Here is a 25,469-nt window from a genome sequence, read left to right on the forward strand (position 1 = left end):
GGTTGTTTTTTGTTATCAATCCAGTTCTCCTAAGCGAAAGGCAGGTCGCGGAGGCCTGCCCATGCAAATATGAACTAATTTCTTCATTCAGAATGGAAGGTCAGGATTTGGTTCCGGTGGTGCATCTTCATGACTCATTCCTTCCAACCCCTCCCCATGTACAGCTCCACCTGGTCCATGACCATGTATATCATTTCTTTTATCGAGCATGATGAGATTATCCCCCACCACTTCAGTGGCAAATTTCTTATTACCTTCTTTGTCTTCCCAACTCCTTGTCCTGAGACGACCCTCAATGTAAACCAGACTGCCTTTATGAAGGTATTTCTGTGCCAGTTCTGCCAATCCCCGCCATAATACCACTGTATGCCACTCTGTTTGGGATATCAGCTTGCCGGCCCTGTCCTTGTAGGTTTCAGTTGTTGCAAGTGAAAATTTCGCTACCGCAATATTTCCTTCCAGAAATTGCACATCCGGGTCTTTCCCCAGATTTCCTATCAGCATCACCCTGTTTACTCCTCTCATAAAATATCATTTGAGGTTATGATTCGCCTGTTGGCCATAAGAACTATCTAAAATTAATTTTTTTTAAGGGTATTCGGATCAATTTCTAACATTAAAGATCAGGCCATTTTCAGGCCCCAACTGTTTAGTACTGGTTTAAGTAGGATTATAAAAAAATTAAAGAGGATCAGACTCCATATGTCGGGTAATGAAACGGGGGAAAGCGATCTTATCTAAAGCGTCTTTTGAAAATAGTTGGTATCCTGAATCCGTTTCCAGCGGACATTCCAGGTCAACCCGAATAAATCTACCGATAATGCTCTGATGGGTAAGTTGTTGCGTTATCTGCCTGGAGATGCCGGTGATATTGCCCTTAACGCGGCCCACCATTTTCTCAAGCTGATGGTTCAATACTGATTTATCTTCTTCAAGTGCTTCGGGTGTTTCAACCAGCACCCATTCATGAAGATGTTTCCAGATATCAGAATCCATCCTTTGCCGGATATAATAGTGTCCTTTCCAATGCAGGATGAAATAATAAAAATATCGCGTTTTCCGGCTGATGGATTTAGCCCTTATGGGCAACTCTCCTACCATTTTATTCAGGAAAGCCTGGCAATCGGGCTGTTGTGGGCAGATATCACAGCGTGGTTGAGTAGGTTTGCAAATAGTGGCTCCAAAATCCATGATTGCCTGGTTATAGGTGCCTGGATCCTCAAAATGTAAAAGTGCTGATGCAAGTTTTGCGTAGAGTTTTTTTCCTTCCGGGCCATCAGTTGGGGTGCTTATTCCAAAATACCTTGAAATGACCCTGAATACATTTCCATCCAATACAGCAAAGGGTAATCCAAAGGCAAAGGACGCAATAGCTGACGCAGTATACGGTCCCACACCCTTGAGTTTCAGGATCTCCTCATAAGAATCGGGGAATATGCCTTTACGTTCAAAAGCAATATACCGTGCGGTGGCTATGAGGTTGCGTGCCCGGGTGTAATATCCTAACCCCTCCCATAATTTGAAGATTTCCTCATCTTTTGCAAGGGCCATATCGGTAATGGTCGGAAAGGTATCTATGAAACGGTGGAAGTAGCTCAGCCCTTGTTCAACGCGGGTTTGCTGAAGAATTATTTCACTAAGCCAGATCTTATATGGATCCTTTTCTCCCTTCCAGGGCATCTCCCTTTTATTGGAGCTGGCATTCCAGTGGAGCAGCTTATCGGTGAATGGTTGGTCCATATTTAGGATAGGTTGGAAAAATAATTCAATTTAATTCAAAATCAATAAATTGCATAAGAGTTGCATGGTTTAGAAGTTTCGCTTATATTAACAAACAAATTCCTAGTTGCTGGGGAATACCGGTTCTCAGAACAGCATTCCTCCACTGTAAAAAGATTCAAAACAGGAAATATGAGAAAGGCAGACCTCATCAACCAGATTGCAGAAAAAACTGGCATCCCAAAGGTGGATGTACTGGTAACCCTCGAAGCAATGTTCAAAGAGGTGAAAGACACACTGGCGCAGGGCGAAAACATCTATATCCGAGGATTTGGAAGTTTTATTACCAAAAAGCGCGCCGCAAAGATCGGTCGCAACATTAAAAAGAATGTTGCGGTTGAGATTCCGGAACACTTCATTCCGGCCTTCAAACCTGCCAAAGAATTTGTGCAGGAGGTTAAAAAACTTAAAACAGTCAAAGAAGGGCAACCAAACCCCGACGAAGAGATGTAATTTTGCTGCCTTAACTCAGAAAGGTGAAAAAACAGCAAATCCTTGTTATCAGTGGCGGAGTATTCCTTCTGCTGCTGATTTATTTCTTTGGCAGCACTACCCCTCCTGGAAAACCTGTGGCAAAGCCGAGTACTGCTTCTATACAAAATTTTGATATTCAAACAGTTATCCAAGGGGCTACAACTAAGCTCAGCGAGCAGCAACAGGCTTACGTGAATGGTTTGAAGCAGTCTGTTGTAAGAGGTGATGTGAAAGATCAGCAAATCCGCACCTACAAACAGCTTGCAGCCTTCTGGAGCGACTCAGCCAGGGCCTTTATTCCCTTTGCCTATTATACGGCAGAAGCAGCTAAGTTGGAAAATTCTGAAAAAAGTCTCACCTTTGCAGCCCAATTATTGTTGGATAACCTGAGAGGGGTTGAGCAGCCTGAACTTAAATCCTGGCTTGCAGGCCAGAGTAAGGAGCTTTTTGAAAAGGCCATTGTACTGAATCCGGATAGTGATTCTCTGAAAGTTGGACTCGGAAGTACTTATATATTTGGTGCTCCCGCTGAAGACCCCCAGGCTGTGATGCAGGGTATCCAGCAAATACTTGAAGTGAATCGTCGCGATACAGGATTTATATATGCTGATAAGATGTTGGGTATCGGTGGTATCCTGTCGGGCCAGTTTGATAAAGCAGTTGAGAGGCTTGAAAAAGTTGCGACCAAAGAACCGGCAGACCTTGAAGTTATGTTGATGCTGGCAGAAGGGTATGAACGGATGGGAAATAAGCAGAAAGCAATCAGCTGGTATGAACACGCTTCTGATCATGTTGCCAACCCGGCATTGAAAGATGAGTTGAATAAAAGGATCCGGGACTTAAAATAAATTGAATCGTTAACAATATAAATTTCGACAAAGATGCCTTGTGGTAAAAAAAGAAAGCGTCATAAGATTGCGACGCACAAGCGTAAAAAGAGACTGAGAAAGAATCGTCATAAGAAGAAGAAGTAATATCTTCTCTTTTCATAACTTCTTTAAGCCGGAATATGTAAATTTATTCCGGCTTTATTTCCTTTGGCTGAATCGTTTATTTTCCGGCTTTCCTCCAGATTATTGCTAAAATCGGATACCGGTAAAGTATAGAACCACTCAGCTGTTTTCCTTTTGGTGAGATTGGACTGATGTTAAAAGATTACTCGCTTGAACAAGGAATTAATTATTAATTCAGCACCCCAGGGTGTTGAAATCGCTCTCCTGGAAGACAAAAAGCTGGTAGAACTGCACAACGAAAAGGCAGATGCAAGCTTTGCTGTGGGGGATCTATATTTAGGCAAGGTAAGAAAACTCATACCTGGTTTGAATGCCGCATTTGTAGATGTGGGATTCGAAAAGGATGCTTTTTTACACTACACAGACCTCAGCCCCTACGCCAAATCACTCCTGAAGTTTACCCAGCAATCCATAAATGACACCACTCCGGGTGGATTCGACTTTGGCAAATTTGATGTGGAAGCCGAAATTATCAAAACCGGCAAGATCAATGAAGTATTAGGGGGTAAACCAAATGTACTTGTGCAGATCCTTAAGGAACCTATTGCCGCAAAAGGTCCCCGACTCAGTTGCGAAGTATCCTTGCCGGGCCGCTTTGTTGTGATCACTCCTTTTAATGATGTTGTAGCAGTATCACGAAAGATTCACTCATCGGATGAGCGTAAACGTTTGCAAAAGATCATTGAAGCCATTAAACCTAAGAACTTTGGTGTAATTGTACGTACGGCCGCTGAGGGAAAGAATACCGCTGAACTTCATGAAGATCTGCTTGCACTTGTTGAAACCTGGAAGACCATCCAGCAAAACCTTAAAGGAGCTGTTGCGCCTGCAAAAATATTAAGTGAGCAGACCAAGACTACGAGCATGCTTCGTGATCTGCTTAACGAAGATTTTAACCGCATCGTTGTTAATGACAGGAATATCTTTAATGATACCAAAACATATATTCAACGTATAGCACCCGATAAGGCTGATATCGTTTCCTTCTACCATAATGGCTCACCAATTTTCGACCAGTTTGGAGTTACCAAACAGGTTAAAGCAGCATTTGGGAAAACAGTGAACATGCCCAGTGGAGCCTATCTCATCATTGAGCATACCGAGGCACTGCATGTAATAGATATAAATAGTGGCTATAAGAGCGTAAGCAATAACCAGGAACAGAATGCGCTGGAAACAAACCTTGAGGCGGCAGAAGAAATTGCCAGACAGCTCAGGCTACGCGATCTTGGTGGAATTATCGTAGCAGATTTCATTGATATGAAGCTTCCTGAAAATAAGAAGCGGCTGCTTGATGCTATGGAGGCGTTCATGAAACCCGACAGGGCGAAACATGCCGTTTTACCGATCTCGAAATTCGGTCTTATGCAGATCACCCGGCAAAGGATGAAGCCGGAGTTGAATATCAATACTCAGGAGGTATGTCCGAGTTGCAGCGGCACAGGTAAGATCTCTTCATCACTAGTACTGGAAGATGAAATAGAAAAGAACCTGAACTACCTCATCACGCATAAGCACCGTAATCTTACTGTTGTTGTACATCCCATAATGCACGCCTACCTCACGAAGGGATGGATCTTCAGTAAGCTTTGGAAATGGAAGCGCCATTTCAAACAACAGATCAAACTCGTTGCCAATACCAATTATCACCTTACCGAGTTTCATTTCTTTGACTCACATGAAGAGGAAATCAAGCTCTGATAATTCATAAAAGAAAGGCTGCCAGTGGCAGCCTTTCTTTTATGAAATCCTTTCTAAGTTATAGGTATGCTTCATTTTGAACCAGGTTCTCGTTCACATCCATTTCCCTTTGAGGAATTGGCAATATCAGTAATGGTGAGTCCCATGGTGTACCAGACCAGGCAGATCTGGTTCTTTTAGCATCATGGAGACCCTGACCTTCAAAAGCAAGTTCAAGGTATCTTTCTTTAAGGATTATTGCGAGTGTTACTGCACCTAAAGGTGAAAGACCAGCGCGCTCGCGAATGGTATTTACATCCTTAAGAGGTGTTGCACCCACTTCAGTTCCTTCGCGGAAGTTGGCTTCTGCTCTTGTAAGGTACATTTCACCAAGCCTTACAACCAACACATTGCCTAAACGATCGAGGTGCTTCCTTGTATAAAGATTATTACCAACCGGCTGGAAGAATTCACCCCTTTTATCGCCTTCTTCATATTTATCAAGGTGAGCAGGGAGAATTTTTATATCGCCCCTTCCTGCAGAACCGGGAACAGCTGAAGTATTGATACCAAAGAAGGTATTCATGTTATTTACACCATCCTGCTGTGTAACTGTCATTGAGAAAATATATTCCCCAGGATTTGCGCCACCATTATTGATAAAAGTAAACCAGAGGTCTTCAATACTCTCTTCAAGGTCGTATACACCACTTTCAATAACCCTGTTGGCGGCATCCCTTGCGGTTGGGTAATCACCCTGCATTAAGGCCACCCTTGAAAGCATCGCAGCAGCTGCACCCTTTGCAGCAAAAATTCCATTGGTTTCAGGAAGCAAGTTTTCAGCAGTGGTCAGATCATCAATTATCTGGGTATACACTGCGGCCACACTGCTCCTTGAAAGATAGCTTTCAGGCGTGATGGCAGTTGTTGGAGTTAAAACCAACGGAACTCCAGGATTGGTACCATTATCCCCATTTCCCCATGTTTTGGCATAAAGCTTAACCAGCTCGAAGTATAAAGAACCCCTGATAAATCGGGCCTCTCCTTCTATACGGTCACGCTCTTCCTGGGAGGAGGTTACCTTATCAAGGGCTGACAAAACATTGTTCACCCGGTTGATAGTATTGTAAGCACCAGCCCATGTGGTTGTGGCATAAAGGTTTGGGGCAGTGATTTCGAGCTTATGTATATCAGCCAACCCAGCAAAGGTGCCCGTAAAGCGAATGTCTTCGGTATTCCCGATCAATGTACTGATAGTATTTATATCACCACCATACTGGGTAGTTGACTGCAAACCATCATAAGCACCGATCAGGGTAACTTTTACATCCCCTTCTGTTAAGAGTGCATTCTCCTGAGAGATACTCTGGTTGGGATCAATATCCAGCTTTTTTTCACAAGCAGTAAATGCTGAAACTGCTAAAAAAATATAAATAAGTCTCCGCATAAAATTCAATTATTAAGTTAATAATGGGCCTATTAAATTAAAGCCCAACGTTAATACCAAAGAGTATAGTCTTCGGCTGTGGCGGCGTATAGAAATCGTTTCCTTTCGCAATATTTGAGTCGAAATCATCTGAGTTCACTTCAGGATCCCAATAAGGATACTTAGTGAAAGTCAGCAGGTTTTGTCCACTTGCATATACTCTCAAGCGTTCGATCTTAAGTTTCTTAGTAATTGCAGAAGGAAGGTTATAACCAAGTGTGATATTCCTGAGCCTCATGAATGAACCATCAACAATATAACGGCTGCTTATCTGCGCACCATTGTTGTAGAACAATCTTGCTTGTGGAATATCAGTTACCTGACCTGGAGTGGTCCAGGCACCTAACTGATCCTTAGTCTGGTTATCTTCAAAACGGAAACTCGCTGAAGAATAACGACCCATACCATAAATATTAACCTCATTACCTGTAACACCATTAAAGAAAACTGTAAGATCAAGCCCCTTGTATGAGAAGTTATTGGTAAAACCAAAGATCATATTTGGGTTAGGGTCACCTGAAACGATCCGCTGCGCCTGGCCATATCCTCTTGAGTTAACAGTTGTCTTATCCAGCTGACCATTATTATCAGTATTAAGATAGAAAAGCGCATCTCCGTTATCTGGATCAACGCCTGCATATTCTACGGTATAAAAAACACCTACAGGCTGCCCTTCCATAACCCTGTTCATGCTACCTACTCCGCCTTCAATCACCTGCCCGTTGATATCTACAACTTTCCCTTTGTTAAAGGCAAGGTTGATATTAGTAGACCACTTGAATTCACCGATCAGGTTCTGGGTATTAAGTACAAATTCCCATCCTTTGTTTTCCAGCTTACCTACGTTCTTCACCTGGGAGTTAAATCCGCTGGTGGCAGGAACGTTTACATTCAGGAGAAGGCCAGATGTTTTCTTAACATAGTAATCAACTTCACCACTGATCCTGTTATTGATCAAACCAAAATCAATACCAAGGTCAAGCTGATCGGTAGTTTCCCATTTCAGGTCGGGATTGGCGATCTGTGAAGGACGCTGACCGGCTGAACCTGCATATCCAGCATCACCAGTAAATAAACCCAACTGTGGGAAGTTGCCGATCTCAGCATTACCTACTGATCCATAACTACCCCTTATCTTCAGGAATGATATCAGGTCAATATCTGACATGAATTTCTCATTAGAGAGGATCCATCCCGCAGAAACAGCTGGGAAATAACCATTCCTGGAGTTACGTCCGAAACGGGAAGAAGCATCCCTCCTGATACTTAAAGAAAGGAGGTATTTATCATCATACTTATAGTTAGCACGGGCAAAATAAGAAAGAAATGCGTACTCTGTTTCAGAAGTACTACCATCCGATTTTGTGGCGGCACTTGCGATCTTCTGGTAAGAATTAGAAGGGAAATCCTGACCTTCAGTGAAGCCATACTTAGAAAGTGATTTCTGAAATTGCATACCCAGAGTCGCATCGAGATTGCTCTTTCCGAACTCTTTTGTATAAGTGAAATAATTGTTCGTATTATAATTGAACACCATTGCTGTTGTATACTCACCCAAACCATTAACCGCAGTACTTACATTTCGCACAGTTTGGGTCTGGTAGTAGGATTCTTCATCCTGGGCAAGAAGGTCCAGACCGAATTCAGTCTTGAAACTTAATCCCGGCAAAATGGAAGCAGAAGCATATGCATTGCTGAAATTCCTATAACCTTCCTGAATGAAATCCGCATATTCAACCTGTATCAATGGGTTATAATAAAGCGGGATATTTACATCTCCGGGAGGCGTACCAGCCATAAGTCCTGTATTCGGATCAATGAATGGAGTGATATTAGGAAGGGCAGATGCCTGTAATGGGTTTGAGAAGGCGTTATCACCTGGCAACCTATGTGTGGTTGTACGGGCAAGGCTGCTTGTAAATCCAACATTAAGCCAGTTATTTGCCTTATGATCAACAGTCAACCTTCCTGACAACCTACGCAGATCATTTCCAACGATGGTACCAATCTGGTCGAGGTATTGAAGTGAGGCGAAGAATTTGGTCTTATCAGTACCACCACTTAGCTGAACATCAGCCTGGTTGAACCCACCTCTCTGGAAAGCCTTATCCTGCCAGTCATAATTTGCAGTGGAAGTCTCACTCCACTCTCCAAAGCTGAAATAATCAAGGAAACCCCTTGCGTAAGTGGTATAGCTATCCGGATCATTAGGATCCAGACTTTCCTGCTCATCAGAATAGGCTGCAGCGCGGAAGAAGAGATCTGCATACTCCTTGGCATTCAGGAATCCAACCCTGTTGGTTGCCTCTGAAAATCCAGTCTGGAAGTTTACAGAGATATTGGTCTTACCAGTCTTACCTCTTTTGGTTGTTATCAGAACTACACCATTAGCTGCCCTTGATCCGTAGATGGCACCAGCTGCTGCATCTTTCAATACTTCTACTGATTCGATATCATTGGGGTTAAGATCAACTAGGGGGTTCATCGCTCCACCATATGTACTTTGATCATCAGTAGTGATTGGCACACCATCCAGAACGTAAAGGGGCTGGCTACTGGCACTAATTGAAGAGTTACCCCTTACCCTAACTGTTACCGCCTGTCCCAATTTACCCGACTGGCTGTTAACATACACCCCGGCTGCTCTACCCTGGAGGGCAGCATCAACACTCGGAAGGGGTACATTTTCCAAATCCTTGGCCTTGATTCGGGCAATATTTCCAGTCAGGTCTTTTTTGATCTGGGAGCCATATCCCGTTACAATTACCTCTGACAGGTTCCCTTCGGAAACATTCAATTGAACATTCATGATATCTGATATGGCCATCTCAAACAGACCATATCCAATGGATGTGAAAACCAGGGTTGTTGCATTCTGGGGTACCTGCAAACTGAAACTACCGTCTGCATCAGTCGCCGTTACAACATTGGTTCCTTTCACTGTTACCGACGCACCAGGGATCGGTAAACCAGTCTTCTGATCAGATACTTTTCCGGATATCTGCCGGGTTTGGGCCTGCACCGAAAGTGCAGTGAGGAGCAGCAAGCTCCACATCAAGCCAGTTAGTTTTTTGATTGCAGCCATATACATCTGTTAATTTGTGCCAAAGATATTGGCGGTTAAAGGTTGGTTAATTTTCTTTCCATGGTATATTTTTAATTTTAAATAGTATATCCTATATTATTTTTGAGTTTAACCCTTCTGGATATGTTAAAAATTAGCCACCTATAGAAATTAGACAGCAATAAAGTCAGGAATGCTGTTCTACAAAAAAATAAACCCCGGTAAGACTACCAGGGTTTTAGATGTACATGAGAAAAAAAAGAGGGTTATTGCTTTTGGAATTCAATCGGATAAGTACCATAATCTGAAGATCCCAGCAAGTGTGTAATTCGCAATGTGATTTTTCCGGCGCAAGAGAATACAAGACCGCTACCTTGCGCGGCGAAATTTTCATATCCGGATCCATAGCTTCCATAGACCTGCTTTTCGACTGTTGCAGCACCTGTTGCCGGATCTATCTTTATGGTCACCGGTTCTTTACCAGGAGCAGAAGCAGCTGGGAAGAGATAAGTCATTGTTAATGTATTGTTTGTTGCAGTTGCTGTAACCGTTGATCCTACTGCACCATCCCAATCATCCCTTGTGACCTTGTAAGTTCCTTCCGCATCAGCAGCAACAAACGGGCAGATAACATTTGCACTCCACCTTAGTGCCATATTGTAGTTGGGGCTACCTTCCATATCACCATTGATATTATACATACCAAATGCACGACCATCCTTACTGATCACTTCATTGAACAGCGGATAAGAATTGCCTGGTGCAAGATCTGTAGCAGGTATTCCCAATGCTTGTGCAATCGCCTTTGCAGAAACTACCAATGTTGCGGTTCCATCAGTACCTATCGGGAATTCTGCAACTGATTTCCAGGTTGATTTGTCGATGGAATTATTTGTGCTCACATAAACGTTAACCTTCTCAACCCCGGCAGTTCCATATTCCTTGACCTTGATGCTCACAGTTGTATTTTCCAGGTCACTGTAGTTGAGATAAGTGTTGATCGTTTCTTCCAGGGTCACATAGGATCCCTGGCCCAGGTTATCGATGAGTGGCCCGTTGGCATCCACTTTTTCACAGGAGCTGAATGCGGCCACCATACCCAGGAGCAAAAAGAGTATGGTTGATTTTAATATTTTCATACTGATTCGTTTGAGTGATTATTTAAGTTCACCGGCATAGGTATCCCAGAATACTTTCGAATCCAATCCCGGTTTCTGATCTGCATTCTGGTTCAGGTTAACAAAATCTGCAGGATACCAGAATGAGCTCATGAATTTTCCAGGTGTCGCCTGCAAAGTTGGCTGAATATTCGAAGGCATACCAGTTCTGCGGTAAGTGTTATAAACTTCCAGTCCATTACCCCATGCTGCCAGATAATATTCTTTTAACACAACTTCCAGTTTATCCTTAGTAGTACCAGCCGCGTCATATAACTCAAGAACTTTATTTACATAATTATTAATAGCAGCTGCGGTGGGAACAAAATCAGCAGGAACTGAATAACCAACAGTAGCCGGATATGCAATCACCGTGGCAATTGATTTGCGGATTCCTGATTCCAGTAATACTCGGGGATCACCCGTTGTTCCAAGAGTTAGTGCTGATTCTGCAAGCACGAAATCAGTGAATGATGACATCCACATTGGAGCTATTCCGGCACCTTGGGCACCCATGTTAATTGTAACTCTGCTGTTCTGGCTGGCATCAAATTGTCCGCCAGCAGGATATATACCCCATGCTGTTCGGAATGTACCATCAGGCGGAATACCACTATTATCCCCATGATCCCTTCCCCAGAAACCAGCTGAAAGCCAGCAATAAGGCTGGTCGGTGGATACATAATGTGCAGGTGGATTTATACCAGCACAAGGCAGATTATCTTCATTAATTCCTCCCAGATTCACCTTCTGACGATAAAAATAATAACGGGTGCGGGGATCGCTGAATGTACCTAGACCTTTTTCCTGCGTCATTGCCCACATGAAATAGGTTCCAATATAATCACCTGCCCCGGTTGCTGTATAATAGGTGTTATACTTGGGATGCCGACTATTTGGAGCATCCTGCTTGGTGCCATACTTGAAAGAAAAATCTTCTGCAGGCATATCGATAAGATTTCCTTCCGTTATCAAAGCCTCAATTCCTGACTTAGCTTCAGTTGCATTCACCAATCTTGATGTCAGTAATAACCTCAGCTTAATTGTTTTGGCCGCAGTTACCCAACGTGCACGGTTACCTCCATAGAAAAGGTCGTTGGTTGGATTCGGAGTAGCAGTAACTGCTCTCTGTGTCAGATCAGCAATTGCTTCATCCAGAAGAACCAAAGCAGCAGCATATACAGAGGCGCCACCATCAATACTTGGATTAGTATTATCAATACCCAGGTTTGCTTCCGAATAAGGAATATCTCCAAATACATCCACCAAAGTTGCAATGGTATAAGCTTTCAGGATTTTCCCAATGCCCACATGAACAAAACGGTTCTGGCTTTCGGCCAGTGGGATCATGTTGTTTACATTCTGCAATACGCTGGTGTATGCTGTACTCCATATGCCATTGAAATCTTCGGGACTATAACCATTCTGGTAGATAGGACCGTAAAAAATCTCGTGCCTTGTAAGCTTACCCCCAACTGTAGCCGCAGTATTGAAAACGGATTGAACGCCCAGCTCAACGCGATTAAGGAAAAGATCAACGTTTGCTGCATCCGGCGTGGGGTTATTTGGATTATCCAGTAATCCGTCGAATTTATCCCCGACCTTGCTACACCCCCCTCCAAGTGTGGTCAGAAGTACGATCGGTATAATTATCTTTTTAAAATTCATCTTGATTCAGTTTGTGTTAATTAAAAGGATACACGAATACTTGCACCATACCTTCTCGAAGTAGGACCTGTAAGCAATTCAAAGCCCGCTCCGTTACTTACACCAAGACTATTCGTTTCAGGATCTACGTTAGTATACTTTGGCAGGTTGGGTGCATCATACCAAAGATTCTGGCCTGATAGCGTGAAGGAGATCGCGCCAAAAGGTGTCCTCTTCAGGATCTTTTCATCCAGACTATAGGAAAGGGATGCTTCCCTAAGCCTTAAAAGTGTAGCATCAAAGATGTTGGTCTCGTCAGCCCCTAGGTACTGGTTGAAGAAAATACCAGAAGCACTTGACTGTACTGTATTCGGTTCACCATTAGCATCCACACCAGCAAGGATCAATGTCTGGTAACGGTCAAAATCAGTATCCTTCGTTATACCACGAGCAAGCAGAGTTGCAGCAGTACGGCTGTATATATCACCGCCTTTAGTAAAGTCCCACTGCATCCGAAAAGAAAGGCTCTTCCAGCTAAGGGTACCTATACCTGAAAGTTTATAATCGGGGTTGGGATTACCAATGATCGTTAGTTCATTATTCACAGCATAGTCGCCACTTGGATCAACCAACTTACCACCACTCTTCTCTTCGCGAACAATGGAACTACCCATAATCACATTGATAGGTTCACCAACAACCGCAAAATTTCCGAGGTTTGTAAATCCTGTTAGTACAAGACGCTCTACTCCTTCAGGTAGCTGAGTCACTTTACCCCGATTAAGCGTAAACACCCCATCGAGCTGCAGATTCCAATCACGAGACCTTACAACATTGTATCCCAGTCCCAGTTCTATACCTTTATTTTCTGAAGAACCGGCATTGATACTGGTAACAGTAAAACCTGTTGACGGATCCAGATCGCGGTCTAGTATCTGATCATCGGTTATACGTTTGTACAAAGTCAGGTCAACATTCACACGACTGTCAAAAAAGCGGGCTTCCACACCGGCTTCATATTCCTTAAGCAATTCTGGCTTAAGGTCGCTATTTGGAAGACGTGTACTAAACTGGTTGGTGTTAACGACATTACCTGCCCTGTCAACAAATGCCTGTGATCCGATCACCAGGGATGGTCTGGTATTGTAAGGAGATGGGAACCGTGCTGAGGTAGCGAGCCCTACACGAAACTTGAGGTAATTGATGCTGCTACTATTCTGCAAACCGCCAAAGGCTGAAGTAGGAATGAAAGAAAGACTAACACTAGGATAAAAAAGTGAGCGATTTTCCTTTTCGAGGGTAGAGCTCCAGCTATTACGGCCGCCAAGGTTAAGATAAAGATATTGGCGGTATCCAAGTGTTGCATTGGCGAAGGCACCGATCGACTGGCTTTTTACTTTATAATCAAGGCCGCCTGGTGTATAGTTGACGAAATTATCGTGGTCAAAAAGCCCGAATACAAGTTGGTTGGTTGAACGAAGTCCATTCTGAGAATAGCTGCGTTCCACAGAATTTATGCCCGCATCAACGTTAAGGTCAAAATCATCAGTGATATTACGTACAAAATTGGCGATGACATCATGGTTAAGTATCTGGTTAACTGCATCAGTAGTTTGATGAATACCGAGCGGGTATCCATCCGCTGCGCCTTTATTAACAGAGTAAAACTGGTTCTCACTATAATTATCATATCCGAATCGATAAGAAACATTCAACCCTTTCATTATATCATACTTAAGCATCAGGTTACCATAAGTACGTTGAACTTTATTTCCGACAAAGGCATTGTTAACTGTCCACCTCGGATTTTGAATATCATTACCAGCGCGATAGTAAACAGATGATCCGTCAATCGGGTTCTGATAAGGCCAGCCCATCAGATCAATATTACGGGGAGTATAAATGAGGTCACCAAATACAGAACCACTAGCGGAACCACTACCAAAAGATGTTCCATTTGGCGGAGTCTTCATGTCAGACTTCACAAAGTTGATAGTTCCGCTGATTGTGAAATTATTGTTTAGTTTGGCTGTTCCACCCATGCCAAGTGTATTACGGATCAACCTGTTACCGGGAGTGAAACCCAGGTCATCGAGGTAACCAAAATTAGCATTGAATGTAGTGTTGTTTCCGGAACCACTTACGTTAAGGGCAGTTGTATTGACAAGACCCTGGCGGAAGAAATTTTCCACACTGTTATATGGAACATATTTAGCTTTTGCTCCTATATATTCAGGAAAAGCTGCATTTAGTGCTGCTCTGGAATAAGGGTGAGCATATTCTTGTCCTTCTAGCCGGCCACCCCAGTTAGAGTAGAACGCTGCACCTACTGAATTCTCGAAACCAGCACCCCAGTTATCGGTGTATTCAGGAAGGTTGGCAACTTCATTTACAAAAAGTGATTGCGAAGCAGTAATCTCCAGTCCTTTCTTTGGTTTACGACCAGAACCGTTCTTGGTGGTTACAAGAATTACCCCATTTCTGCCAAGCTCACCGTAGAGTACGGAAGCACTTAATCCCTTCAGAACACTGATATTCTCAATGTTGTTAGGATCGAGGTCAAGGAATCGGCTTGAAGTGGAACTGTTCTGGGTAAAACCATACTGTGAATTGGTAGATGCGTCAAAGGGAACACCATCCACAACGAACAATGGCTGATTACCCCCGGTTAGTGAGCTGATACCCCGAATGTTGATGCTGGTACCTGATCCGGAAAGACCACTGGATGCCAGAATGTTCACACCGGGTGCTTTTCCGGCGAGTAGTCGACCTACATCACCTTCAGGCCTTAGCTCAAGAACTTTGTCATCAACGGTTGCTACCGCATACCCCAATGCCTTCTTTTCTTTTTTGATACCCAGGGCAGTTACAACTACCTCGCTAAGGGCATCATTTCCGGCAACCATTGTAATGTTCATGAAATTTCCGGAAACAGATACAGTTTGTCTGTCAAAACCTACGCTGGAAAAAATAAGATCGGTACCCGATTTCACCGTAATCTTGAAATTTCCATTCAGATCTGTAGAGGTCCCCTTCCTGGAACCTCGTTCAGTTACTGAAACCCCCGGAATGGGATTGCCAATGGCATCTACCACCCTCCCGGAGACTTCCACTGTCTGGGCCATCAGAAGCTTAATGCAAAGCATCAAGATGCCCGTCAGGAAAATCTTTCTTCTCATGAGTAATGTGTGTTTTGGTTAAATAATTGTTGTCATTGTTTCTGTGCGACAACCATTCATATAAAATTATGGATTTTTTAACAACAAATATTAATCTGTAAATTTTTAATCTTCCAGGGTAAAATTTTAATTTGATGGGTATTTTATATATTTTTTTTTGTAAATTCAGTAGTTAAATACATGGAAACTTTATAAAATGATGAAAGGATGTTACCATTTATCCTTTTTCGGATATATCGTAACGAAACTTTTCTTTTTTGAATTAAAAAAAAATCCGGGCATCAGGCCCGGATAAAAAAAATCTAAAAGACCAGAATTAATCCCTACTTCTGCCCTGATATATAAGGATATACTGAACCAGCGTCACGATAGATGCAACAGCTGCAACCACATAGGTCATAGCAGCCCACTTAAGTGCATCTTTTGCCTGAGGATGTTCTTCAGCTGTCGTAATATCTGTTCGGTCGAGCCATGCAAGGGCACGTTTGCTGGCGTCAAACTCCACCGGAAGGGTAATCAACGAGAAAAGGGTTGTTACCCCGAAAAGGATAATTCCACCCAATAAAAGACTGGGAAAAGTATTGATCATGAAAATACCTGCCAGCAGCACCCACTGTACCAGGCTTGAGCTGACCTGAACGGCCGGAACCAGCTTGCTGCGCAGCTGAAGCCAGGTATAGGCAGTTGCATGCTGAACGGCATGCCCGCATTCATGTGCCGCCACCGCAGCAGCTGCAATATTCCTTCCCTCATATATATCCTGGCTTAAAGCGATGGTTTTGGTGGTGGGATTATAGTGATCGCTCAGGAAGCCCTGCGCCGGAACTACCTGAACATCAGTGATTCCGTTCTCCCGAAGCATCCTTTCGGCTATCTCCTTACCTGAAAATCCCGACCGGAGGGGTGTCTGGCTGTACTTCCGGATCTTGCTTTTCAAGGCGAAAGATACCAGCATACTGATACCCACAAAAATCAAAGAAACGATCATAATGGATGGAGTCATATACATGCTAATTAATGTGAATTATCATACCATCAAAGCTATAACCAAATCCTAAATTAAACCGGAAAAGTCTCCTTTTTAACAAGTGTTCAGCCGTTTTGGCATACATGTTAATTTAAAGCTTTTATTCCTGACAATATTGCATATCCTAGGTTGTGGAAAGAATTTGAAAATAACTTTTATATTATTGATAATCAATTGTTTAAACAGCTAATAAGAGGTGTTTGGAACACATTCTTCCCCCCTCTAAAGTTATTCACAGCATCAAAAATTTATTTTGAAATGTGACCCTAATTCGTAATTTAGTGCAAGAATTTAATGGGTTAGTAAGTAAAGGGTCAGCAGAAATGCTGGCCTTTTTACTTTCTGGTAAGAGCTGTTTTGATCCGGTTTTTTTTCTTCTTATTTCTTTTGAATTTTTATCAGAAAATGACTCAGAAAATCAGTTTTATTTTATGCGCGTATCATAAATTATTGTCTGCAAATTTTCTTTTTATCTCCCGGACTTTTTCTAATCTGAAATGTGTTTTGTTTTTAGGTTTATTTCTCATTCCTCTTTTTGCCTTCACATTATCTTCGCCATATGAGTAAAGCAAGGTCATCGTTTTTTTGTCAGCAATGCGGATACGAAAGCACTAAGTGGGTAGGAAAATGTCCGGCATGCCAGCAATGGAATTCTTTCGTTGAAGAGATCAGGCAAAAAGAAACCAAACTAACGGCAACGCCCTGGAAAGAAGAACGCTCGATCACCCGTTCAGGTATTACCAGATTAAAAGATATTGAAGCAGGGGAAGAAACCAGGATCGTAACTCCGGACCCTGAATTAAACAGAGTATTGGGTGGTGGTATAGTTACAGGAAGCATTGTTCTTGTAGCCGGAGAACCTGGCATCGGCAAATCAACATTATTCCTACAGGTGGGTTTACAACTTCAACTTACCCGACTATTATATATCAGTGGAGAAGAAAGTGAACAACAGATCCGTATGAGGGCGGAGCGACTTCCCTTCGAGAGTGATAATTTTTTTCTGCTCACAGAAACGAATACACAAGCCATCTTTCAGGAAATAAAAAAACTAAAGCCTCAGCTTGTTATTATCGATTCTATTCAAACTTTGCATACCTCTTTCATAGAATCATCACCTGGAAGCGTTTCTCAGATCCGGGAGTGTGCTGCCGAAATGCAGCGTTTCGCCAAAGAAACAAATACACCGGTATTCCTGATCGGGCATATAACCAAAGACGGCACCATTGCAGGTCCCAAGATCCTTGAACATATGGTGGATACAGTACTTCAGTTTGAAGGCGACCGCCATTACGCCTATCGCATACTACGTACACTCAAGAATCGTTTCGGCAGTACTTCAGAATTGGGTATCTATGAAATGAATGCCAGTGGCATGAGTGGTGTTTTGAATCCAAGCGATATTCTGTTGTCACAGAAAGAAGAGCAACTCAGTGGTATCGCAATTGCCGCCGCTATAGAAGGAATGCGACCTTTCCTGATAGAAGTGCAGGCATTGGTAACACCTTCAGTATATGGTACCCCTCAACGCACAGTTAGTGGTTTCGATTTAAGGAGATCACAACTACTGCTTGCCGTCCTGGAAAAAAGAGGAGGCTTTCAGTTTGGAATGAAAGATGTATTTCTAAACATCACCGGCGGTATTAAAGTAGAGGACCCGGCCATCGACCTTGCTGTACTCGCTGCCTTATTAAGTTCCTATACCGATATTCCTATTCCACATACCATCTGCATGGCGGGTGAAGTTGGACTCAGTGGCGAGATCCGTTCTGTTAATCGTATTGAACAGCGTATAGCCGAAGCTGAGAAGCTTGGATTTGAAAAAATGATCATCTCGCGTTATAACCAGAAGGGACTTCCAAAGTTCAATACGCGCATGGAGATCATCGCAGTTTCGCGTGTGGAGGATGTTTACCGTATATTATTTTAAACGGTGATAACACCCTTGATGCTGAAAGCATGATAAACTATCTTTCAGCATCATGGTAAAATCACTGCAACTACTCTTCAATGCCTTTGGCCAATTAATATTTCCACATACCTGTAGCGCCTGTGGTTCTGATATGCTGCATGCGGATGCCGGTGTCTGCTCTTCATGCCTGCACCAGTTACCGCTTACCGGCTATCATAAGCAGAGCGGTAATGCAGTAGAAAAAATTTTCTGGGGACGTATAGCTATGCAGCAGGCCGCAGCCTGCTGCTTCTTCACCAAAAAAAGCCGGGTTCAGTCGATCATGCACCAGGTTAAATACAAACACCGCAGAGATACGGCAGTTCAGATAGGTGAATTTATGGGGCACCAGCTTCTCAGCGCTTCATGGTTGCCAGAAATTGATCTGCTATTGCCAATGCCCTTGCACAAAAAACGGTTACAGCAAAGAGGATACAACCAGGCTGCCTTATTATGTGAAGGAATGCAGACCGTTTTAAAGATCCCTTTGCTCACAACGGCTATATCTCGACGCAATGAAACCATTTCCCAAACCAGTCAGCAGCGAAGCGATAGGTGGGAGAATATGCAAAAGGTATTTGAGGTGAGTGAGCCGGAGAAACTGACCGGTAAACATGTGCTTCTGGTGGATGATGTTGTTACAACCGGCGCAACGCTGGAAGCAATGGGCGAACAACTTCTCCGCACGCCAGAACTTAAACTTAGTATCTACTGTTTTGCCTATACCCTTCCGCATTGAATAAAATTGCTGCAGATCTGGGTAGCTGGATTATTTTTGATGTAATGAGAACTTTCTTTACACCACTTATATATATAGCATTACTTACACTTTTCGGCTGTACAAAGGAAAGCTTGCTGACAGATCCGGGTGCAAGGATAACTACCAGCCTCGATACCCTCCATTTCGATACCCTGTTCACAGCAACAGGTTCCTTTACACAAAAATTCACGATCAAAAACCAGAACGATCAGAAACTAAACATTTCTTCCATCCGACTGGCAGGCGGCAATAGTTCTGTTTTCAATATTAATGTTAATGGTGAACCCGGTCCCTCTATTACTAACATGGAAGTGGGTGCCAATGACAGCATCCATGTTTTTGTAAATGCATCATTGCCTTCAGGTCAACAGCAATTACCTTTTATTGTACAAGACAGTATCGAGATCAATTGGAATGGCAATGCTCAATGGGTACAATTAGATGCATGGGGACAAAACGCAAGGTATATCCGCAATGGAATCATAACTGCTAATACCAGTTGGAACAATGAATTGCCTTACGTTATACAAGGTGCGCTAACAATAAATGAAAACGCTACGCTTCAGATTAATGCAGGCACCCGCATCTACCTGCATGCCGATGCAGTAATGTTTGTTGATGGCAGCATTAGAGTGAATGGTGATAGTGTTGCAAAAGACCGCGTGGTCTTCAGCGGCGACCGGTTGGATGAGCCTTATAATAATTTCCCTGCTTCATGGCCAGGAATTTATCTCCGCCCTAAAAGCAATAATAACCTTTTCGAATATGCGATAATTAATAACGCATACCAGGCAATTATAACTGAGGGACAACAGGCTGGCGGGGGAAAAAAGCTTACCATGAACCAATGCATCATCAATAATGCCTGGGATGCGGGACTTCTTGCTGTTAACAGCTCAGCAGAATTGAACAACTGCCTGATTAGCAACTGTGGTAAGAATGTACAACTTGTTTATGGTGGAAACTACTCATTCAACCATTGCACATTGGCGAGCTATAGTAATATATGGTCTGTTCATAAAGATCCGGTATTACTTGTAAGCAATATGATTAAGATAAATGAGCAGGTGCTGACGTCACCTCTTTCTGCAAATTTCACCAACACAATCTTCTGGGGAGATGCGGGTACGGTGGAAAATGAAGTGGTGGCCATAAAAGAGGGAGATGCATCTTATTTTGTCAGCTTTAGTGATGGACTCTGGAAGATGGTGGTGATTCCATCTTATATTACTGTACTTAATATGATTAATACCGATCCGCAGTTTTTAAATAATAGCGGCATAGAATATGCATATGATTTCAGGTTAGCAGATGGCTCGCCTGCTATCGATAAAGGAAGCAACAGCTCATTGATAGTTGACCTCGATGGTAAGAACAGGAAAAATGGTCAACCCGATTTAGGTGCCTATGAAAAACAATAAGTTCAGATATTTGTTATTCAATCTATAAACTCCACATATGTTAAAAACATTGCTTGTTTCATTGATGGTGCTGGCCAGCACTGGTATATATGATTTCAAGGTAAATACGCTTGATGGCAAGCCGCTTGATCTTGCCCAGTTCAAAGGAAAGAAAATGCTGATAGTAAACACTGCATCAAAATGTGGTTATACAAAACAATATTCAGACCTCCAGGAGCTGTATGAAAAATATGGTAATAAGATTGCAGTTATAGGCTTTCCGGCAAACAATTTCGGACAGCAGGAACCCGGGTCAAATGCGGAGATCGGTGAATTTTGTAAGAAGAACTATGGGGTAAAATTCCCGATGGCTGAAAAGGTATCCGTTAAAGGTGGAGATATTCACCCGCTTTTCAAATACCTCACCGAAGAAGCTGCCAAACTGGGAGTTGAAGATCCTATCAAATGGAATTTCACCAAATTCCTTATTGACGAGAACGGAAAACTAATAGCGGTATTCCCAAGTAAAGTGAAACCTACCGATCCGGAGATCACCAAGTACCTGAATTAGTATCTTCGCCGCATGTTATTTGCCGATGTAATTGGTCAAAATGAAATAAAAGCTCAATTAACAGACATGGTTCAGCATAACAGGCTGAGCCATGCTCTTTTATTTCTGGCTAAAGAAGGTACGGGTGGCCTCCCTCTGTCACTTGCTTTTGCTCAATATATTGTTTGTGAAAAAGTGCAGCGTTCATTAACCGGAAATGATATCTCTTCCGATCTTTTCGGGTCTGCCCCTGCCCTTTTTGATGAGGAGCCTGGCAGGCAGCAACCAATAGAAATACTTTCTGATGCATGCGGCATATGTTCTGCATGTACTAAAGCAGCCGCGCTTGTTCATCCCGACATACATTATTCTTACCCTGTTCTTCCAAAAAAATCAGGCGATAAGCCAACCAGCACCGATTATATTATCGCATGGCGCGAATTTATCAAACAGCTTCCTTACGGAAACCTGTACGACTGGCTTCAATCCATCAATGCAGAGAACAGGCAGGGTAACATCACGGCAGAAGAGTGCAATGATATCATCCGAAAGCTAAGCCTGAAGACCTTTGAGAGCAAATACAAGGTACTGATCATGTGGATGCCTGAAATGCTGGGCAAAGAAGGCAATAAACTCCTGAAACTTATTGAAGAACCACCGCCTAATACACTGTTCATTCTGGTTGCGGAAAATGAATCATTGATCCTCCCAACCATTTTATCACGGTGCCAGTTGGTCAAGATCCCCGCTCTTGATAACAGATCTATCGCCGGTCAGCTTGTTGCAAAGGCAGGTATTGATGAGGAACAGGCAAGGCAACTTGCTGCTATAAGTGACGGCAATTACCGGGAGGCATTACAGCAGCTCAATCATGCCGGTGAAGACTGGCTGCAACTGATTCGGGAATGGCTGAACGCTATTCTTAAAAACGGGCCTATTGCATTGGTGAAATGGATCGATGAAACCAGTAAGATGGGAAGGGAAAAGCAGAAGCAGTTTCTGCGCTATTTCAACCACCTGGTAGAAATGGCCGTGCGTATCAGGATATTGGGAGAGGAAAGTGAATGGGCGCAAAGCCTTCCCTTTACCGAGAAGGATTTTATACTCAGGATCAATAAAATGGCCGATATTTCACAGCAGGAGGCCATCGTGGAAGAACTCGACAAAGCCTCTTATTATATTGAGCGCAACGCCAATGCGAAAATTCTCTTCCATGCGCTCAGTCTAAAGCTCTTCCATGTTCTCCGTGATAAAGCCACAGTGAAGCCGTGGTAGTTTTCGCCTATATTTGTAGAATCTAATTTATTCACATTCTTTTTTTTATCTATATATGGGATGCAGTAGTTGTGGAACAGGAACACCAAATGGTTGCAAAAGCAACGGGGGATGTTCTACCGGGGGATGTAACAGGATGAATGCTTACGATTGGTTGCAAAACCTACCATTCGCAGATCCTGAATCCGCGTGTAGGGTGGTTGAAGTATCATTCAATAACGGTAGCCGAAAAGATTTTTATCGTAATAACGCCCTCCAGCATTTTGAAAAGGGAGAGCAGGTAACGGTGGAAGGCGTGAGCGGAGTTGATGTAGGTGAGATCAATCTGACAGGTGAAATTGTGCGTGTTCAGCTCAAAAAGCGGGGTGCAAATGAATTTGACCCCGAGATGAAGAAGGTGTTGCGCAGGTCAAATGAGCGCGATATTGAATTGCTTAGGATTAACAAAGCCCGCGAGGCAGAAGCTCTAATCCGTGCACGTGCCATTGCCCGGCAGTTAAAACTTGAGATGAAGGTTAGTGAGGTGGAGATACAGGCCGACGGCCGTAAAGCCACTTTTTTCTATATAGCCGACGACCGGGTTGATTTCCGTGAGCTGATCAAGATCTATGCCGGCGAATTCAAGGTTAAAGTGGAGATGCGACAGATCGGTGCCCGTCAGGAGGCAGCCAAGGTAGGTGGAATAGGCTCCTGTGGCCGCGAACTTTGCTGCAGCACATGGCTTACTGATTTTAAAAGTGTGAATACCACAGCCGCCAGGTACCAGAACCTGAGTATCAACCAGACTAAACTGAGCGGACAGTGCGGCAGACTGAAATGTTGCCTTAACTATGAGCTTGATACCTACCTTGATGCCTTGCAGGGCTTTCCTGAGAGGGCAGACAATATCAAGGTAGCCCGTGGTGTTGCCACCCTTATCAAAAAAGATATTTTCAAGAATCTGATGTGGTATGTATTGCCTGAAAGCAATAAGCAATACCCATTGACTATAGAACGTGTCAGGAAGATCCAGTCGCTGAATGCGCAGGGTATCATACCCGATGAGTTAGAGCCGGTTGATGTAACCAGCTCCAAACCTAAGGAGGTGGAGCCGGAATTTGTGGATGTTGTAGGCCAGATCAGCCTTCGCAGCCTCGAAAAGAACGATCGTAAGAGGCGTCAGCAGCAACAGCAGAAACAACGTCCACAAGGCCCTAAAGGCGGTAGTTTGCCACCCCGCGAGCAGCGTGGACCTTCAGGCCCGGGCGACAGGCAAGGTGGGGATCCCACTGCACAAGGTGATCGTTCCGGAGGAGGAGATCGTCCTTCTCAGGGTGGTCCAAGGCAAGGTGGTCACCAGCGGCCACAGGGGCAAGGTGGACATGGTCAACCCCGTCAACAACCCCAGCAAAGACAGGGTCGTCCACAGGGTGGTCCTGGTCAGGATCAAAATCCTCAATCAAGGCCACCACGCGAACAACGTCCGGGTAATCGTCCGCTCCAGCAAGGTGGAAGACCGCAACAACCACGTCCCCCTAAAACAGAGGGCCCACAGGAAGGAGGAGCATAAGGAAACTTAATCCCGGTAATTCAATGCCGGCTTTCTGTCCCCTAACAATGGCGTATACTGGAAGTTTTCTCCTCGTGCCAGCTCAAACTCAATCATGGCTTTCTTAAGCATGGCAGGGTCATTAAATAGATCAATAGCAGTCAGGGTCATCGCCTTGGCTGCTACCATCATTCCCTTCGTGCCGATCTCCGTACCTCCACATGCTACCGCCTGCCAGCTATGAGCAGGGGTGCCAGGTACCCAGGTTGCCGCGGCCATACCCACAGTTGGCACATTCCAGCTTACATCCCCCACATCTGTAGAACCAATAGATTCAGATAAAGGCCGGTCATATGGCTTTATAATTCCTGCTTCCGAAACCGGCGGCGCGGCAAAACCGAATCCTGCCTGAAGCTTACGCGCAAATTCCTGTTCTTCTGCTGAATAATGAACACCACCCACCATTACCATATTCTTATGCATCACCTCGGCCAATGCTTTATTCAGCAGGATATCATGTGTACCCCCAACTATTTCATGATCGGTACGGGTTCCCGTTCCTAAGGCAGCTCCCTCCGCTGCTTTGGCGATCCGGTCAAAAATATCTTTAACTACTTCGCGGTTGGGATGCCGCGAATAGTAATAAACCTCCGCAAACTCTGGAACTACATTAGGCGCTTTGCCACCCTGGGTAATCACATAATGAATCCTTGCTGATGAAGGAATATGCTCACGCATCATGTTCACCATATTATTCATGGCCTCAACCCCATCAAGTGCCGACCTGCCCTTATCTGGTGCCGATGATGCATGCGAGGCTGTTCCATAAAACCTGAACTTGGCCGATTTATTGGCCAGCGCGCCTTCCAGCCAAACAGCATTTTCATCACCCGGATGCCAGTGGATCACCGCATCAACCCCTTTAAACAATCCCTCCCTTACCATATACACTTTCCCGGACCCTCCCTCCTCAGCCGGTGTACCATAAACTTTAATGGTGCCCTTCCATTTATATTGATCTATCAGCTGCTTCAACTCAATACCCGCTGCCACGGAAGCCGTTCCAAAAAGATTATGACCACAACCATGTCCCGCACTCCTCCCCTGGGCAGGTAATTTTTCGGGTATTGCTTGCTGTGATAACCCCGGTAATGCATCAAACTCTGCCAGAATACCAATCACCGGCTGCCCGCTTCCATAAGTAGCAACAAAAGCCGTTGGAATACCAGCCACACCTGCTTCTACTGTAAATCCATTCTCCAATAATACCTTCTGCAATAATGCGGAACTCTTCACCTCTTTATACCCCAACTCAGCATGCTCCCAGATAGCCAAAGCAATATCCTTATACTGCAAATACCGCGAATCAATATCTTTCACCGCCTGCTGTTTTAAACCACTGAGGCCACTTGCTTCTTTTTTCTTTTGTGCCTGCACTGTACCTGATGCAAACACAATCAATAAGGAAAAGATTAATTTAATGCTATTGATCATTGCTT

The 25,469-nt window shown here is 43.8% G+C and carries 18 protein-coding genes; 9 read left to right on the plus strand and 9 right to left on the minus strand.

All coding sequences use genetic code 11. From position 1 onward, the window contains the following. Positions 1 to 87 precede the first annotated feature (87 nt). Together HY58_RS14770 and mutY are read right to left on the minus strand one after the other, a co-directional pair. Positions 88 to 525: a single-stranded DNA-binding protein gene (locus tag HY58_RS14770; protein WP_039133585.1), complete on the minus strand. Its 438-nt coding sequence runs from the start codon at positions 523 to 525 to the stop codon at positions 88 to 90. A 156-nt stretch (positions 526 to 681) separates the two neighbouring features. Then, positions 682 to 1,740: an A/G-specific adenine glycosylase gene (gene mutY, locus HY58_RS14775; RefSeq protein ID WP_039133587.1), complete on the minus strand. Its 1,059-nt coding sequence runs from the start codon at positions 1,738 to 1,740 to the stop codon at positions 682 to 684. A 60-nt stretch (positions 1,741 to 1,800) separates the two neighbouring features. Between mutY and HY58_RS14780 the strand changes: the two genes are divergently transcribed. The 3 genes from HY58_RS14780 to HY58_RS14790 all read left to right on the plus strand — a co-directional run bounded on the left by HY58_RS14780 (position 1,801) and on the right by HY58_RS14790 (position 4,967). Then, on the plus strand, positions 1,801 to 2,232 hold the full coding sequence (locus tag HY58_RS14780) for an HU family DNA-binding protein (protein ID WP_256381589.1): 432 nt from the start codon (positions 1,801 to 1,803) through the stop codon (positions 2,230 to 2,232). Between the two features lie 23 nt (positions 2,233 to 2,255). Further along, positions 2,256 to 3,101 carry a lipopolysaccharide assembly protein LapB gene (locus HY58_RS14785; protein ID WP_039133590.1) on the plus strand — a complete coding sequence of 282 codons (846 nt, stop codon included), beginning with the start codon at positions 2,256 to 2,258 and terminating at the stop codon, positions 3,099 to 3,101. A 315-nt stretch (positions 3,102 to 3,416) separates the two neighbouring features. After that, positions 3,417 to 4,967 (plus strand): Rne/Rng family ribonuclease, encoded by a 1,551-nt coding sequence (locus tag HY58_RS14790; RefSeq protein ID WP_039133593.1) that lies wholly within the window; start codon positions 3,417 to 3,419, stop codon positions 4,965 to 4,967. Between the two features lie 58 nt (positions 4,968 to 5,025). Here the strand turns inward: HY58_RS14790 and HY58_RS14795 are convergent, their stop codons facing one another. The 6 genes from HY58_RS14795 to HY58_RS14820 form a co-directional block, all read right to left on the minus strand. Next, entirely contained in the window at positions 5,026 to 6,393 is a 1,368-nt protein-coding gene (locus HY58_RS14795; protein ID WP_039133596.1) for a RagB/SusD family nutrient uptake outer membrane protein, read from the minus strand. A gap of 37 nt (positions 6,394 to 6,430) precedes the next feature. Beyond that, positions 6,431 to 9,517, minus strand: a complete 3,087-nt coding sequence (locus HY58_RS14800) for a TonB-dependent receptor (protein WP_172644667.1) — start codon at positions 9,515 to 9,517, stop codon at positions 6,431 to 6,433. A 245-nt stretch (positions 9,518 to 9,762) separates the two neighbouring features. Next, a complete protein-coding gene (locus HY58_RS14805; RefSeq protein ID WP_039133599.1) occupies positions 9,763 to 10,635 on the minus strand; it encodes a hypothetical protein in 873 nt (290 codons plus the stop codon). Between the two features lie 18 nt (positions 10,636 to 10,653). Beyond that, entirely contained in the window at positions 10,654 to 12,321 is a 1,668-nt protein-coding gene (locus HY58_RS14810) for a SusD/RagB family nutrient-binding outer membrane lipoprotein (RefSeq protein ID WP_039133602.1), read from the minus strand. A 20-nt stretch (positions 12,322 to 12,341) separates the two neighbouring features. Further along, on the minus strand, positions 12,342 to 15,479 hold the full coding sequence (locus HY58_RS14815; protein WP_039133605.1) for a SusC/RagA family TonB-linked outer membrane protein: 3,138 nt from the start codon (positions 15,477 to 15,479) through the stop codon (positions 12,342 to 12,344). Positions 15,480 to 15,795: 316 nt separating this feature from the next. Further along, entirely contained in the window at positions 15,796 to 16,482 is a 687-nt protein-coding gene (locus tag HY58_RS14820; RefSeq protein WP_039133607.1) for a zinc metallopeptidase, read from the minus strand. 583 nt (positions 16,483 to 17,065) lie between these two features. On the opposite strand from HY58_RS14820, the gene radA reads away from it, so the two are divergent. The 6 genes from radA (at position 17,066) to ricT (ending at position 23,991) form a co-directional block, all read left to right on the plus strand. Beyond that, positions 17,066 to 18,436: a DNA repair protein RadA gene (gene radA / locus HY58_RS14825; RefSeq protein ID WP_039133610.1), complete on the plus strand. Its 1,371-nt coding sequence runs from the start codon at positions 17,066 to 17,068 to the stop codon at positions 18,434 to 18,436. Between the two features lie 52 nt (positions 18,437 to 18,488). Next, a complete protein-coding gene (locus HY58_RS14830) occupies positions 18,489 to 19,196 on the plus strand; it encodes a ComF family protein (RefSeq protein ID WP_039133613.1) in 708 nt (235 codons plus the stop codon). Between the two features lie 44 nt (positions 19,197 to 19,240). Beyond that, positions 19,241 to 20,638: a choice-of-anchor Q domain-containing protein gene (locus HY58_RS14835; RefSeq protein WP_039133764.1), complete on the plus strand. Its 1,398-nt coding sequence runs from the start codon at positions 19,241 to 19,243 to the stop codon at positions 20,636 to 20,638. A gap of 37 nt (positions 20,639 to 20,675) precedes the next feature. Beyond that, entirely contained in the window at positions 20,676 to 21,188 is a 513-nt protein-coding gene (locus tag HY58_RS14840; RefSeq protein WP_039133615.1) for a glutathione peroxidase, read from the plus strand. Positions 21,189 to 21,200: 12 nt separating this feature from the next. Further along, entirely contained in the window at positions 21,201 to 22,442 is a 1,242-nt protein-coding gene (locus HY58_RS14845) for a DNA polymerase III subunit gamma/tau (protein ID WP_039133619.1), read from the plus strand. Between the two features lie 196 nt (positions 22,443 to 22,638). After that, on the plus strand, positions 22,639 to 23,991 hold the full coding sequence (ricT, locus tag HY58_RS14850; RefSeq protein WP_253271585.1) for a regulatory iron-sulfur-containing complex subunit RicT: 1,353 nt from the start codon (positions 22,639 to 22,641) through the stop codon (positions 23,989 to 23,991). Positions 23,992 to 23,997: 6 nt separating this feature from the next. On the opposite strand, the gene HY58_RS14855 is transcribed toward ricT, so the two are convergent. Continuing rightward, positions 23,998 to 25,464, minus strand: a complete 1,467-nt coding sequence (locus HY58_RS14855; RefSeq protein WP_039133625.1) for an amidohydrolase — start codon at positions 25,462 to 25,464, stop codon at positions 23,998 to 24,000. Between the last annotated feature and the right edge of the window lie 5 nt (positions 25,465 to 25,469).

Source organism: Flavihumibacter sp. ZG627 (assembly GCF_000814325.1).
In the GTDB taxonomy this organism is placed as follows: domain Bacteria; phylum Bacteroidota; class Bacteroidia; order Chitinophagales; family Chitinophagaceae; genus Flavihumibacter.